Genomic DNA, 13556 nt, shown 5'->3' on the forward strand with positions numbered 1-13556 from the left:
TCCGGGCGCCGCGCCGCACCGGAGCGCCGCGCCGGGGAAACCGGAGCGCCGGGACGCATGGGCGCAAAAATACTGAGAAATCTCTGGTTTGCGCCTTTGCGTCTTTGCGTCTTTGCGTTGAAATTCTTCCTCGGGATCCCTGGCCAGATCTCCGGCACGCTGTACTAGCAGCAGGAAGACCTGATCCATGCGCGTCGAGTCGATGAGCCCTGGAGCGCGGTGGTGGTACGCGCTCAAGCCCGCGAGCTGGCCCAAGGTGCTCGTCCCGGCCGTGTGCGGGCAGGCCGTGGGCGCGGCCGTCGCCGGCCGGGTGTCCGCGGGCGCGCTCGCCTTCGGCGCGCTGTGGATGATCGCAGACGTCGCCTTCGTCGTGCTCCTGAACGACTGGGGCGATCGCGAGGTCGACGCCCTCAAGCGGCGCATGTTCCCGGACGGCTGCTCGCCGAAGACCATCCCGGACGGCATCCTTCCGGCCCACGCGCTCCTCCTCGCCGGCCTCGGGGCCGGCGCCGCCGCGCTGATCGTCGCCGGGGGCGCCGGCATCGCGCTCGATCGCCCGCTGCTGCTCCCCCTGGCCGCGGTCGGCCTGCTCGTCTTCGCCGCGTACACGTTGCCGCCGCTCCGGCTCAATTACCGGGGCGGCGGCGAGCTCCTCGAGATGATCGGCGTCGGCGGGGTGCTGCCGCTGCTGCACGCGTATGCGCAGTGCGGCGCGTGGGCGCCGGCGTGGCTCGCGGCGCTCCTGCCGGGCCTGCTCGCGCTCGCGCTGGCGAGCGCCCTGGCCAGCGGGCTGTCCGACGAGGAGAGCGACCGCGCCGCCGGAAAGCGTACCGTGACCGCGCTGCTCGGCAACGCGATCTCGCGCCGGGTCACGGAGGCCCTCGCCGGCCTCGGCCCGCTCCTCTGGCTCGGGGCGCCCCTCGTCGCCGGGGGCGCTCCGCCGACCTGGTCGATCGCGCCGGCGGCGGCCATTGCGCTCTGGTTCAGGGAGCGGCTCGTCGAGAAGAGCCCGGAGGCGGTGACGAACGCCTTCGCCGCGCAGGCGGCCTACAAGCTCGAGCTGCACCGCGCGATCTGGTGGGGGACGGCCGCCCTGTCGGCGGCCGTGCTCGCCGCCGGGCTCGCCGCCGGCGGGGGGACGAGGTGATCGGCGCCCCGGCCGTCCCCGCGATCCCCGCCGAGGCGCGCGACGAACTCGCGCGCCTCACGCCGCTCCTCGGTGCGCGGGCCTCTGTCGCGCCGGGCCGGCCGTGCGCGCCCACCCCCGTCGCGCTGGTCGAGCAGGTCCTGGGCGGCAGCGAGGACACCGAGCGCGCGCGGGCCTTCGCGCGTGGGCTCGCCGAGGTGATTCGCGCGGTCGCCGATAACTTCCCCGACAACATCTTCTGGGACCTCGACTACCTGGCGTGCTGCCTGTGGCAGGCCGGGAGCGCCCCCGCGATCGGCGACTTCGCCCGCCGCGTGGTGTCGCTCTGCGTGGGCTTCGGCAACAAGTCGAAGCTGCGCTTCCGCTACGCGCACGACTTCCTCTACGGCTACGACTGGGCCCGCTGGGTGATGCGCAAGCCGGACGAGCGCGCGGGCGTCGGGCCGTTCGACCTCGCGTTCTTCGACTACCTCGACGGCCGGCAGAAGGCGCTCGTCGAGCTCGTGGCCAGCAACGATCGCAAGTACTCCCAGCTGAACGGCCGGGAGTACCGCAACCCCTTCACCTTCCTCCGCGAGCCGCCCGAGGAGTCGCAGCTCCACTACCTGCTCGCCCAGGTCGACCTCATCCCGCTCAAGGCGTGGCGCCTCGACGGCGAGCGCCGGTGGGACCTCCCGTTCACCGATCTGCGCGCCAAGCTGGCCGAGCGCCTCGGCCTGTCGCGGGGCAGCGGACGATGAGCGCGACGAGCGGCCGGCCGGGGGCGCTCCGGGCCTGGCTCGCGGCGTCGCGGCTCCCGTCGCAGCCGACCCTCGCGCTCCCGCTGCTGCTCGGGCAGCTGCTCGGCGCGCGGACGGCCGGCCGCCCGCTCGACCTCGGGACGCTCGCGGCGGTCCAGCTCTTCGGCCTCCTCGACCAGCTCTTCATCGTCTACGCGAACGACGTCGCCGACCAGGAGACCGATCGCCGCAACCGGACCGCCTCCCCCTTCTCGGGCGGCTCGCGCGTGCTGGTCGAGCGGCGCCTCTCGCCCCGCGCGCTCGGTGGCGCTGCCGTCGCCTGCGCCGCGGCGCTCGTGGCCGTCTCGGCGGCGCTCGCCGCGGCGGTGGGCGCGCCGCTCCTCGTGGTCCTCGCGATCGCGGCGCTCCTGCTCCTCTGGGCCTACAGCTACCCGCCGCTCCGCCTCTCGTACCGCGGCGGCGGGGAGCTGCTCCAGATGGTCGGGGTCGGCGCGGTCCTGCCGCTCTACGGCTACCTCGCGCAGGGGGGCGACCTCGAGCGCTTCCCGTTCGCGCTGCTCGCCTTCCTGCTGCCGAGCCACCTCGGCTGCGCGATCGCCACCGCGCTCCCGGACGAGCCCTCGGATCGCGAGAGCGACAAGCGGACGCTGCCCGTGCGCGTGGGCGGAGAGCGGGCCGCGCTGTGCGTGGCGCTCCTGAACGGGCTCTCGCTCCTGCTCGCGCCGGTCGGCCTGGGCGCGGTGGGCCTGCGCCCGGGGCCGGGCCTGCTCGTGCCGGCGGCGGCGGCGCTCGTCGTGCTGCTGGCCCGCCCGGCGCCGCCGGGCTCGCGCCTGCTTCTCGTCCGGGTCGCGGCCGCGGGGACGGCGACGCTGTCGCTTGTCGCCATCACCGCCCTCGCGCTCGCCGCGCGCTGAGGAGGGCGCGGCGGTGACCCACGAGTTCCTGCTGCTCTCGCTCCTCTTTCTCCTGCCAGGGGGCGTCATCTGGCTCGCGCGCCCGGATCTGCGCTCGCTGATGAAGCGGATGGCGCTGGCCTCGCTGCCGTTCGCGGCGACCGAGCGGCTGTTCTACCCGAGCTACTGGACGCCCAAGTTCCTGTTCGACCTGGCCGATCGGATCGGGTTCGGCATCGAGGACGTGCTGTTCGTCGCCGGTCTCAGCGCCTTCTCGTCCACCGCGTATGCCGTGGTGTTCCGCCGCGCGCCGGTGCCCTGCGCCGCGCCGGGCGCGCGACCGTGGTTGCGGGCGGCGGCGGGGATCGCGCTCGCGCTCGCGGCGGCCGTGGCGCTGCTCGCGGCCGGGGTGCCGGTCCTCTATGCCGCGGTGGCGGCCATGGGCGCGGTCGCCGTGGCGCTGCTCGCGACGCGCCGCGACCTGATCGTGCCGAGTCTGCTCGGAGCGCTCCTGTCGGCGACCGTCTATCTCTGCCTGTGCCTCGTCTTCGCGGCGCTCGTGCCCGGCGTGTTCGAGCGCACGTGGCGGCCCAGCGCGCTGCTCCCGGGCAAGGCGCTCCTCGGCGTCCCGCTCGACGAGATCCTGTACGGGCTCGGCGCGGGCCTCGTGGCCACGGTGTTCCCGGCGTGGGCCTTCGGGTTCAGGTACGGACACGCCGGAGGCGCCGGGGATTGAAATTCCCCCGGCGCTTCCGGCGCGTCTTTTCTTCCGTCGGAGCGGAGTTGCTCAGGGCGGCGGCGGCCGTCGAGCGGCCGCCCCATCCATCAGCCTGAGCGTCAGCAGCTGTTGCTCAGTTTGCGGTTACAACCACCTCTGAGCCGTTGTACGTGACCATTTGATCTGGAGCAGCAGTGACGTCGACGCCGGCGCCATGATCGGAGCCTACCAGCACGACCCTGAACGTCCTGCTGGCCGGCATTCCGGGATAGCTCCCCTTCCTTGCGCCAATGGTCAACGCCTTGGCAGAGTCGTCCCATGTGAGTGGGATTGTCGAGTGTTGACCTTCCTCATAGTTATAGGTGTCGCCCTCGTCCTCATAAATAGTGAAGGACCCGTCTTGGCCTGTATAGATCCGGATCTCCAGCGGGTCGATGCTCTGCGTTGCATACTGGATGCTGGGACCCATGGGAACGATCGAGCCCGCTTTGACGTAGAGCGGCATCTCGCTCAGCGGCGCGGGAGCCGAGACCGTACGCCCGCCGTCTGTCGTCGCGCCTGTCCAGAAATCGTACCAGGTGCCCGCGGGGAGATAAACGGAGCGGCTGGTAGCGCCCGCGGTGGTCACTGGATTGACCAGGAAGGCAGGGCCGAACAGGAACTGATCCTTGATGCCGAATACCTTCTCATCATTGGGATAGTCGAAGACCAGGTGCCGCATCATGGTGTAGCCTTCGCTGGTCACCTTCCATGCCAATGAGTAGATGTAAGGCATCAGCCGATAGCGCAGGTTGTCGATCTTGAGGAGATTGGCCTTGGTGGCAGCGCTCCAGCTGTTGCTGTACAGTTCCCTTGTACCGCCGCCATGTATCCGGAAAATCGGGTTGAAGGCGCCATACTGAAACCAGCGGGTAAAGAGCTCATTGTTCGCGCTGGTGGTCCAGTCCACGTTGTGGCCCCAGTACCCGCCTATGTCAGTGGTCCAATAGGGCATCCCCGCGATCGAGAAATTGAGCCCCGCGGGGATCTGCCTGGCAAAGGTTTGAAAATTGCTGTCAATGTCTCCCGACCAGCACGTCGTGGCATATCGCTGCTGGCCGGCAAAGGCGCTGCGGCTGAGGACGTAGACTCGCTTCTGTTTCGGACCGGTGGCGCGCCAATGCTCGTACAACCCCTGGGCGTGTCCCAGGGGATAAGCATTCACGTACAGCGCCCCCTTGCCGAGCTCGGTATCAGCCGCCCGCACATTGACGGGGTCCGGATAGCCCTGAGGCTCGGTGTTGTCGGCCCAGATGCCGTCCCAGCCATGCGGCCCCAGCAGGCGATCATGGATCTGCTGGTACACCAGAGCTCTGGCGTCGGGGTTGAATGTGTCATAGAAATGGTGTGTGCCGCCGCTGGCGAACAGCGCTCCGATGTCGTCGAGCGCATTGAAGTTGTCCATCTCTCTCGCCTTCATCTCCGTGTTCACGCGTTCATACAACGGCCAGATCGATATCATCGTATGAATGTTGGCTTTGTGCATCTCGGAGACGAGAGCTGCTGGATCTGGATAGCGTCTTTGCTCCATGAAGTGGGAGCCCCATGCGTACGGATTCCAGTAATCCCAGTCTTGAACGATGCAGTCGACCGGAATGTTGTTGTTGCGGTAGCCGTCCTTGATCCTTAGCAGCTCAGCCTGGCTACCGTACTTGTCCTTCGACTGGAAGAGACCGTAAGCCCACTTCGGGAACAATGGTGCTGCGCCGGTTGCGGTGCGGTATCGGGCTACGACCTGGTCGATGCTTGGACCATAGAAGAAGTAGTAGTCCACCATCTCGCCGGCTTCGGACGAGTAGCTGTACTTGGTGTTGTTGGACCTGGTCCCGTCGAAGGTCGAGGCGGAATAGTTGTCCCAGAAAATTCCGTAACCCCTGTTGGACACCAGCACCGGAACGTTGATCTCCGTGTTGGCGTTGATGATACGTCGAGTCGTTCCCTTGCGATTCATTGCGTTGTCCTGGTGCTGGCCAAGACCGAACAACGCTTCGTTGGCGGGTGAGTTGAAGGCGGTCTCGACGCGATTCGTGCTGACGCCCTCGACGGTCGCGGGTGTCAAGGTTTTGCTATCTTCCGCCAGGATGACGCTATCGTTCAAGTCGGTATAGGTGACCAGGCCGTTGGTCGTGTCGACGTTGGCCTTCAGGCGTGATGTGGTAATGGTCACGGTCCCCGAGTTCTCTGCGATGCAAAAGCTCGGTGTGTCCCACTTCTTATTGACAGACAGAGAAGCCTTGTCGGGGAGTGAAGGAGCAGTGGCGTACTGGACTCTGATTATGCTCTCGTTGCAAACTTCCAGTCTCAGCAGGCCGGTTTCCAGGTTGAAGGTGATGCCGTTGGCGTCGGCAGTATAGAGCCCAGTCTCCGGAGGTGCAGGCGGGCATTCGAGCTGGTCGCCGCCGCCCTCGCCGCCGGCGCCGCCGCCGCCGCCGGCGCCGCCGATCCCGGTCGTGCTGGACGCACCGCCTCCCATCCCGGTCGTGCTAGCGGCGCTGGTCGTCGTGCCGCCGGCGCCCGGACCGGGGTCGGACCCGCCCGAGCATGCGCCGCCAAGCGGCAAGAGACCGACCAGAGCCGCGTATAGATAATGATTGATCGACTTCAACTTTCGCATGACTCCTCGCGAGCAACCGAGTCCACAATGGTCTTCATTGCATTCGTCGATTTGTGCAAAATGTAAGAGTGTTTGCTGTCGCCGTGCGGTTGGGGCAGGGAGCTGCTTCCGCCTACGCTTCGCACCGCTGACTCAGGGCAAGAGCACCCAACAGCAGCTCGCTGAGACCGCTCCCTTGAGAGGGGCGGAGGGGCGACAGAATACGGCGCGGGCAAGCTGCTGGTGCCGGACGAACTCCGGGGGCGAATTCAACATCTACTGCCGAAGACGGAGCCGAAGCCGCAGGGCGGCCGGCCGCGGGCGCCTGTTCGGAGCGTCCCGACGGGAATCTTGTTCGTGCTCAAGACGGGGATCCCTTGGAAGTACTTACCGCAACATAGGTTATCCCGTTCCTAAGGTTGCCATCCGGCGCGCTTCGCCAGCATCGCCGGATAAGAGCTCATCTCTGGTGGACAGGCCCCCAGGATTTCATGTCAGTCGTCGAGTAACCGAGGATTGTCGCGTCCTCTGGTGGATCAACCTGACAAAACGCCAATCACCATCGATCCGCAATCGCTTCAGCGACGGCCGAGCGAACGGAATCGGTGCCAAAATCGACCGAAATTCATCAGATGATGAACGTCTCGATGCGCATCACGACCCGAGTAAGGCGGACGAAGAGATGCCCCTCGATCAAAATGTGAACGATCACATGGCCGATGTCAACGCCGATCGACCGGCCCGCGGGTACCCTCGAGCCCGAGCGAGGACAAGGCTGGCGGGGCTCCTCCGGAGCGCCGCGTCAAGAGGGGCGGGCGCCGGACCGCGAGCATCGCGGGATAGCATCCTGGAACAATCTCCTGTCACGGAAATGTGAAGGAGTGGCACGCAGCTTCGCAACTCTTCGCTGATGACTGACCAGGAGCGATGAGTAAGCTCGCGGAGAGGTTGGCGATGACCAAGAAATATCCCGTGATCGGGCGGGCCATGTGCGGTTTCTTGTGCAGCGTTCTCGTGGCTTGCAGTAACGAGCCCGCGGCCGATGGACTTGGCGAGGCGGGCCATGGCGGTTTCGGAGGTGCGGCAGGTGCGGGTGCAGCCGACGGGGGCGGTGCGGCCGGTGGCGGCGGGGCAGGAGGCGTGGCCGGTGGCGGCGGGGCAGGAGGCGTGGCCGGTGGCGGTGCGGGTTCGGGAGCGGACGCTGGTGGCGGAGGCTCGGCGGGTGACGGCGCGGGCGGCAGCGCGGGCTCGGGCGGCTCCGGCAATGCGCTCTGCACCGGGACGGCGGCGAAACCCGTGAAAATCTACATGATCGGCGACTCGACGATGAGCGTTTATGGGAGCGACCTGTATCCGCGCATGGGCTGGGGGCAGCCGCTCGGCAGCCTGTTCGATGCCCGCTGCGCGACCGTCGTGGACAAGGCGCTCTCCGGGCGAAGCTCGAAGAGTTTCTTCGACGAGGGGGCCTGGACGCCGATCAAGAGCACGCTCCAGAGCGGCGACTACGTGATGATTCAGTTCGGGCACAACGACGAGAAGAGAGACGACCCGACGCGCTATACGGATCCGCAAACGACGTACAAGCAATACCTGACCACTTACGTGAACGACACGCGCGCGAAGGAGGCGACGCCGATCTTGTTGACGTCGATCAATCGCAACAAATGGAGCGGGGGCCAGCTGTCAGACACGCATGGCGCCTATCCGCCCGCCGTTCGCGAGCTGGCGAGCTCGCTCGGCGTCGACTTGATCGACCTGACCGCCCTGACCGAAACGTACTTCGAGCGGATCGGTCAGGACGAGACCGCCAAGCTGTTCCTCATCTTGACTGCCGGTCAGTCTCCGAACTATCCGAGCGGCGTCACCGACAACACACACCTTCAAGAAACGGGGGCACGCGCGATCGGACAGCTAGCGATGGCGGAGGCGTACCAGCAGGAGCTCACGCTGGCGAGCAATCTCAAGGCCATACCTGTCGCGCCCTGAGCTCGGTCCTCACGGCGGGTTATCCGACGAGCAGAGCGTCCCGCGGGCGGCTCAATCGACAGATTCGACGCAATCCACCCCGTCGCTCACGGCGTGGTCGGCCACGATCGTGTCGTCCATGGATATCCAGACGTCGTCGCTCGATTCGAAGGAGAAAGAGCTCCCCCGCGCGTAGGTGAACGGCACCTCGAGCTCGACGGTGAAGCCGAAGTTGTGCGCGTAGCCCTCGTTGCCGAAGCCACGGCCGTCGAGGGAATAGGAGCTCCTGCCGCCGAGCTGGCCACGGCCGCTCCGGAGCTCGAGGTGGATGAGCTGGTCGAACGTCTTGTTGACGACCGGGTCGTCGTGGAACCGTTCGTTGAAGCTGTCGTCGTCGCCGCCGGCGCCGTTCGCGGGTGGGGTCCCGACGACAGGCTTGCCGTTCCGGAGCTCTGTATCGGGCTTGAAGCTCTTTCCCCCGGTGGTCTGAGAGGGCCCGAGATCCGGGTGCTTCTCGGAGAAGTCGCGCACGGTCATGGGGAAGCTCGCCGTGCAGAGGCTCGTGTCGGGGGGCCCGGGACGAGGTCTGCCAGGAGCGCTGCCGCCGACCAGGAGAGCTCGGCCGCGCAGGGCCGCCGCGGCTCCCTCGCGGACCGCTGGTGCGCCAAAAAGCGCCACGGGATTGGAATTTCCCGGGCGCTTCTGGTGCTTTTCTTCAGTCGGAGCGGTGAGGGTTCAGGGCGCGGGCGATGCGGTCGTGTTCCAGACGCCTCCCGTGGCCGGGGGGATCGCCCGCGCCCGCCGCGTCACGGGAGCATCAGGACGCACTCGGTCCGGCAGACCGGGGTCGATCCGCCGCCGGCCGGCTGCTCGCAGATGGTTCGCTCGATCGATTCGGGGGGGCAGATGGAGCCCTCCACGCACTCGGTCCAGCACTCGCCGGGGTACGCGGCGTCGCCCATGCCGGTGCCGGTGCTGCCCGCGCCGGAGCAGACCTGCTGCTCGATGCTGCCCGGCGGGCAGTAGGGCTCCACGGGCACGCACTCGAAGAAGCAGCCGCCCCAGCCGCCGCCGCTGCCGCCGTAACCCGTGCCGACGCTGTCGCTGGGCTCGGGCATGCCGTCGTAGCAGACCTGCTGCGCCTGCGTGCCCGGAGGGCAGTAGGGCGCCACGGGCACGCACTCGGTCCAGCAGCCGCCCCAGCCGGTGCCGCTGCTGCCGCCGCTGCCGCCGGTGCCGGTGCCGGTGCCGGTGCTGCCGACGGAGACGGCGCTGCCGCTGCAGACGGTCTGCGGGATGGTGTCCGGCGGGCAGTAGGGCTCCACGGGCACGCACTCGGTCCAGCAGCCGCCCCAGCCGGTGCCGCTGCTGCCGCCGGTGCCGCCGCCGCCGGCACCGCCGAAGCCGCCGGCGCCGACGCTGGTGCTGACGTCGACATCGGGGCCGCCATCGCAGGCGGTCTGCGCCTGCGTGCCCGGCGGGCAGTAGGGCTCCACGGGCACGCACTCGGTCCAGCAATCGCCGGGGTAGGGGGGGGCGACCAGGTTGGCCCCGCCGTCGGAACCGCCGACGCCGACGCTGCTGCTGCTGCTGGCGGTGACGGTGGTGCCACCGCAGACGGTCTGCGCCTGCGTGCCCGGCGGGCAGTAGGGCTCCACGGGCACGCACTCGGTCCAGCAGCCGCCGGTGCCGCTGCTGCCGCCGCTGCCGCCGTAGCCGGCGCCGCCGCTGCCGCCGTAGCCGGTGCCGGTGCTGCCGGGGCCGCTGCCGCCGTAGCCGGTGCCGGTGCTGCCGGGGCCGCTGCCGCCGTAGCCGGTGCCGGTGCTGCCGGGGCCGCTGCCGCCGTAGCCGCCGGCGCCGACGCTGACGGAGGAGCCGCCACCGCAGACGGTCTGCGCCTGCGTGCCCGGCGGGCAGTAGGGCTCCACGGGCACGCACTCGGTCCAGCAGCCGCCGGGGTTCGGCGGGATCGCGACCCCGCCGGCCCCGCCGGTGCCCTCCCAGGCGCCAGCGCCGCCGGAGCCGCCGGAGCCGCCGACACCGACGCTGACGGCGATGGTGGTGCTGCCACCGCAGACGGTCTGCGCCTGCGTGCCCGGCGGGCAGTAGGGCTCCACGGGCACGCACTCGGTCCAGCACTCCTCGGGAGGAGGCATCGGCATCATGCCGCCGGTGCCCCAGCCGCCGACGCCGCTGGTGCTCGCGCTGCCCCAAGCGCCGGCACCATCGCTGCCGCCGGTCCAGCCGCTGCACACGGTCTGCTCGATGGTGCCCGGGGGACAGAACGGCTGCGGCGGGACGCACTCGGTCCAGCACCCGCCCGGATCGACCGGCATGGGGCCGCCGCCGGCCATGCCGCCCTGGCCCACGGAGGTGGTGGCGCTGGTGCTGCTGCCGCTGCAGAAGGTCTGCTGACTCCATCCAGGAGGACAGATGTTGTCGGGCACACACTGCTCCTCGCACATTTCGCCGATCTCGCACGGCGAACAGACCGTCTCCCAGTGGAAGCCAGGTCCGCAGTCGGGATCGGGCGGCGGCTCGCTCACGGACCCACAGCCCTGCCCCTTGGCACCGGTGAGCACCACGAGCGCGGAGAGCGCGACGAGCCCTTGGAGCGAGGAGCGAGCGGTCGACGAACGCGAGACAAGAGAGGAGAAGATCGCGAATCGCATGGGAATACTCCGTCCTGCGTGCCGGTGACAGACACGCGATCAAGGAACGATGGCTCTGCGCCGCGGCATGCGGAGCGCTGCTGCTCCGCGGCTTCGCTGCGCCACTCGGAGAGCTCGCGTGGAGCTAAAGCACTGGACGTGCCATGCTCGTCCGCCCGCTCGACGGTGCCTCCGCCGCCGGGCGTAGGCGTTTTGGCGGGCTTTTCGATGGGGTTTCGAGGGAGGAGGGCTCCCCTGTGCGACGCCGCAGAGCGTGGCCGGGCCACAGTGCGACGGAAGGAGCCGATCAAGTGCCAGATTGCGCCAACTGTGCCGCCGGGCCATGGGCGGGCGACCCAACCCAGGTTGAGGTCCGGGCGACCCGGCGACCCGGGGCGACCCGACCCAGCCCAGGTTGAGGTGCCCAGGTGCCCGACCCAGGTTGAGGTGCCCCAGGTTGAGGTGCCCGGCCATGCCGGCGACCCGACCCAGGTTGAGGTGCCCGACCCAGGTTTGAGGTGCCCCCCGGCGACCCGACCCAGGTTTGAGGTGCCCGACCCAGGTTTGAGCCGGCGACCCGACCCAGGTTGAGGTGCCCGGAGGTGCCCGACCCAGGTTGAGGTGCCCCGCAAGGTGCCCCGGTGCCCGGCGCCGATCGAGCGGCGGCTACTGCGCCGCGGCGCGCTGCACGTACGGCAGCCGCGCCGCCAGCTTCTGGACCTCGTCCGCCCCCTCGAGCAGCTGGGCGATCGGGTCCCACGTGCCCCGGAGCAGCGACTCGCGCGCCCCCGGCTTGATGGTGAACGGCACCGCGAGATCGCTCCCCGCCCGGACGACCTGCTCCTGCAGGTCGATCGTGACGAGCGTCGTGGGGTCGGCGCTCACGCGGGCCACGAGCGCGGCGCGGTGCTCGGGACCCACCGAGACGCAGGGGATGCCGAGCGTCGTCGAGTTGCCGAAGAAGATCTCGGCGAAGCTCTCGGCGATGACCGCCTTGAAGCCGGCCTTGGCGATCGACTGCGGCGCGTGCTCGCGCGACGACCCGCAGCCGAAGTTGCGGTCGGCGATCAGGATCGCGGCGCCCGCGAAGCGCGGGTCGTTCAGCGGGTGCTCCCGCTTCTCGCCGCGCTCGTCGAAGCGCACGTCCCGGAAGAGGTGCTCGCCGATGCCGTCGAAGGTGACGCACTTGAGGAAGCGCGCCGGGATGATGCGGTCCGTGTCGATGTCGTCCCCAGGAACGTGAACGGCGCGGCCGGTGACGGATTGGATCAAGTCGAGTGCCATGGAGATCTCCCTCGGGTGCGAGCGTCGTCAGATTCCGAACACGTCACGAGCATCGGCGATCTCGCCGCGAACCGCGGCGGCGGCCACCATCACCGGGCTCATGAGCACGGTGCGGCCCGTGGGGCTCCCCTGCCGGCCCTTGAAGTTGCGGTTCGACGAGGACGCGCACAGCTCCTCGCCGATGAGCTTGTCGGGGTTCATCGCCAGACACATCGAGCAGCCCGGCTCGCGCCACTCGAAGCCAGCCTCGCGGAAGACGCGATCCAGCCCCTCCGCCTCGGCCGCGCGCGCCACCTCCATCGACCCGGGGACCGCCAGCGCGCGCACGTGCGCCGCGACCTTGTGCCCCACGATGCGCCGCGCGACCTCCCGGAAATCCGAGAGGCGGCCGTTCGTGCAGCTGCCGATGAACGCGACGTTGATCTTCGTCCCCTCGATCGGCTTGCCGCCCTCGAGGCGCATGTACTCGAGCGCCTCGCGGATCAGCGCCCGCTCGGACTCGTTCGCCGCGTCCTCGGCCGCCGGGACCTTCTCCTTCACCGAGATCGCCTGGCCCGGCGTGATGCCCCACGTGACCGTCGGCGCGATCGCGCTCGCGTCGATCCGGACGACATCGTCGTAACGCGCGTCCTCGTCCGACGCGATCGAGCGCCAGTACCCGAGCGCCTCCTCCCACGCCTCCCCCTTCGAAGCGTACGGGCGGCCCTTGATGTAATCGAACGTCGTCTGATCCGGGTTGACGTACCCGACCCGGGCGCCGCCCTCGATCGACATGTTGCACAGGGTCATTCGCTCCTCCATCGAGAACCCCTCGATGGTCGAGCCGCCGTACTCGTACGCGTAGCCCGTGCCGCCGGACACGCCCAGCCGGCGGATGATCTCGAGGATGATGTCCTTGGCGTAGACCCCCGGGCCGAGCTTGCCCTCGACCTGGATCCGCCGGACCTTGAGCCGCTGGAGGCTCAGCGTCTGCGTGGCGAGGACGTCGCGCACCTGCGTCGTCCCGATCCCGAACGCGATCGCGCCGAACGCGCCGTGGGTCGAGGTGTGCGAGTCGCCGCACGCGATCGTCATGCCAGGCTGGGTGAGGCCGAGCTCGGGTCCGATGATGTGCACGATGCCCTGCCGCCCTGACTCGAGATCGAAGAAGGTGATCCCCTGCTCGGTGCACGCCTTCCTGAGGGCGTCGACCATCCCCTCGGCCAGCGAGTCCTTGAACGGCCGCTTGCGGTTGTCGGTGGGGACGATGTGATCGAGGGTCGCGAACGTCCGCTCGGGCATGCGCACGCGCAGGCCCAGGTCGCGGAGCATCCCGAACGCCTGCGGGCTCGTCACCTCGTGGATCAGGTGAAGGCCGATGAAGAGCTGGTCCTCGCCGTTCGGCAACGTGCGGACTTTGTGGAGGTCCCAAACCTTGTCATAGAGACTCTTACCCATGATGGCCTCTCGCGATGCGGCTGAACGCGGCTGAAGGGAACGGCGTGCGAAGCGGGCCGGCCCGAGCGCAGGCGCCGGGGCGCGGCGGC

The 13556-nt window shown here is 69.0% G+C and carries 11 protein-coding genes; 6 read left to right on the top strand and 5 right to left on the bottom strand.

The window, feature by feature from the left end:
* Positions 1–187 precede the first annotated feature (187 nt).
* The 4 genes from WMF17_RS00555 to WMF17_RS00570 are packed head-to-tail and all read left to right on the top strand — an operon-like array spanning position 188 to position 3516.
* Positions 188–1147 (top strand): prenyltransferase, encoded by a 960-nt coding sequence (locus WMF17_RS00555; RefSeq protein ID WP_437647394.1) that lies wholly within the window; start codon positions 188–190, stop codon positions 1145–1147.
* Positions 1144–1887 carry a ferrochelatase gene (locus tag WMF17_RS00560; protein WP_437600011.1) on the top strand — a complete coding sequence of 248 codons (744 nt, stop codon included), beginning with the start codon at positions 1144–1146 and terminating at the stop codon, positions 1885–1887. The genes WMF17_RS00555 and WMF17_RS00560 overlap by 4 nt, the downstream gene beginning before the upstream one ends.
* Positions 1884–2801, top strand: a complete 918-nt coding sequence (locus WMF17_RS00565; protein WP_437600012.1) for a prenyltransferase — start codon at positions 1884–1886, stop codon at positions 2799–2801. Before WMF17_RS00560 ends, WMF17_RS00565 begins: the two co-directional genes overlap by 4 nt.
* A gap of 13 nt (positions 2802–2814) precedes the next feature.
* Entirely contained in the window at positions 2815–3516 is a 702-nt protein-coding gene (locus tag WMF17_RS00570; protein WP_437600013.1) for a lycopene cyclase domain-containing protein, read from the top strand.
* A gap of 115 nt (positions 3517–3631) precedes the next feature.
* Here the strand turns inward: WMF17_RS00570 and WMF17_RS00575 are convergent, their stop codons facing one another.
* Positions 3632–6151, bottom strand: coding sequence for a glycoside hydrolase family 31 protein (locus WMF17_RS00575; protein ID WP_437647396.1), 2520 nt, complete (start codon positions 6149–6151; stop codon positions 3632–3634).
* 222 nt (positions 6152–6373) lie between these two features.
* Between WMF17_RS00575 and WMF17_RS00580 the strand changes: the two genes are divergently transcribed.
* Complete coding sequence (locus WMF17_RS00580; RefSeq protein WP_437600015.1) at positions 6374–6547, top strand: transposase; 174 nt, start codon at positions 6374–6376, stop codon at positions 6545–6547.
* A 537-nt stretch (positions 6548–7084) separates the two neighbouring features.
* Positions 7085–8116, top strand: coding sequence for a rhamnogalacturonan acetylesterase (locus WMF17_RS00585; RefSeq protein WP_437600016.1), 1032 nt, complete (start codon positions 7085–7087; stop codon positions 8114–8116).
* Between the two features lie 51 nt (positions 8117–8167).
* On the opposite strand, the gene WMF17_RS00590 is transcribed toward WMF17_RS00585, so the two are convergent.
* The 4 genes from WMF17_RS00590 to leuC form a co-directional block, all read right to left on the bottom strand.
* Positions 8168–8632, bottom strand: a complete 465-nt coding sequence (locus WMF17_RS00590; RefSeq protein WP_437600017.1) for a hypothetical protein — start codon at positions 8630–8632, stop codon at positions 8168–8170.
* 269 nt (positions 8633–8901) lie between these two features.
* Positions 8902–10767, bottom strand: coding sequence for a hypothetical protein (locus tag WMF17_RS00595; RefSeq protein ID WP_437647398.1), 1866 nt, complete (start codon positions 10765–10767; stop codon positions 8902–8904).
* Positions 10768–11412: 645 nt separating this feature from the next.
* Complete coding sequence (gene leuD / locus WMF17_RS00600) at positions 11413–12030, bottom strand: 3-isopropylmalate dehydratase small subunit (RefSeq protein WP_437600019.1); 618 nt, start codon at positions 12028–12030, stop codon at positions 11413–11415.
* A 27-nt stretch (positions 12031–12057) separates the two neighbouring features.
* Positions 12058–13467, bottom strand: a complete 1410-nt coding sequence (gene leuC, locus WMF17_RS00605) for a 3-isopropylmalate dehydratase large subunit (RefSeq protein WP_437647400.1) — start codon at positions 13465–13467, stop codon at positions 12058–12060.
* Between the last annotated feature and the right edge of the window lie 89 nt (positions 13468–13556).

The organism is Sorangium sp. So ce362 (assembly GCF_051519845.1).
Lineage (GTDB): Bacteria > Myxococcota_A > Polyangia > Polyangiales > Polyangiaceae > Sorangium.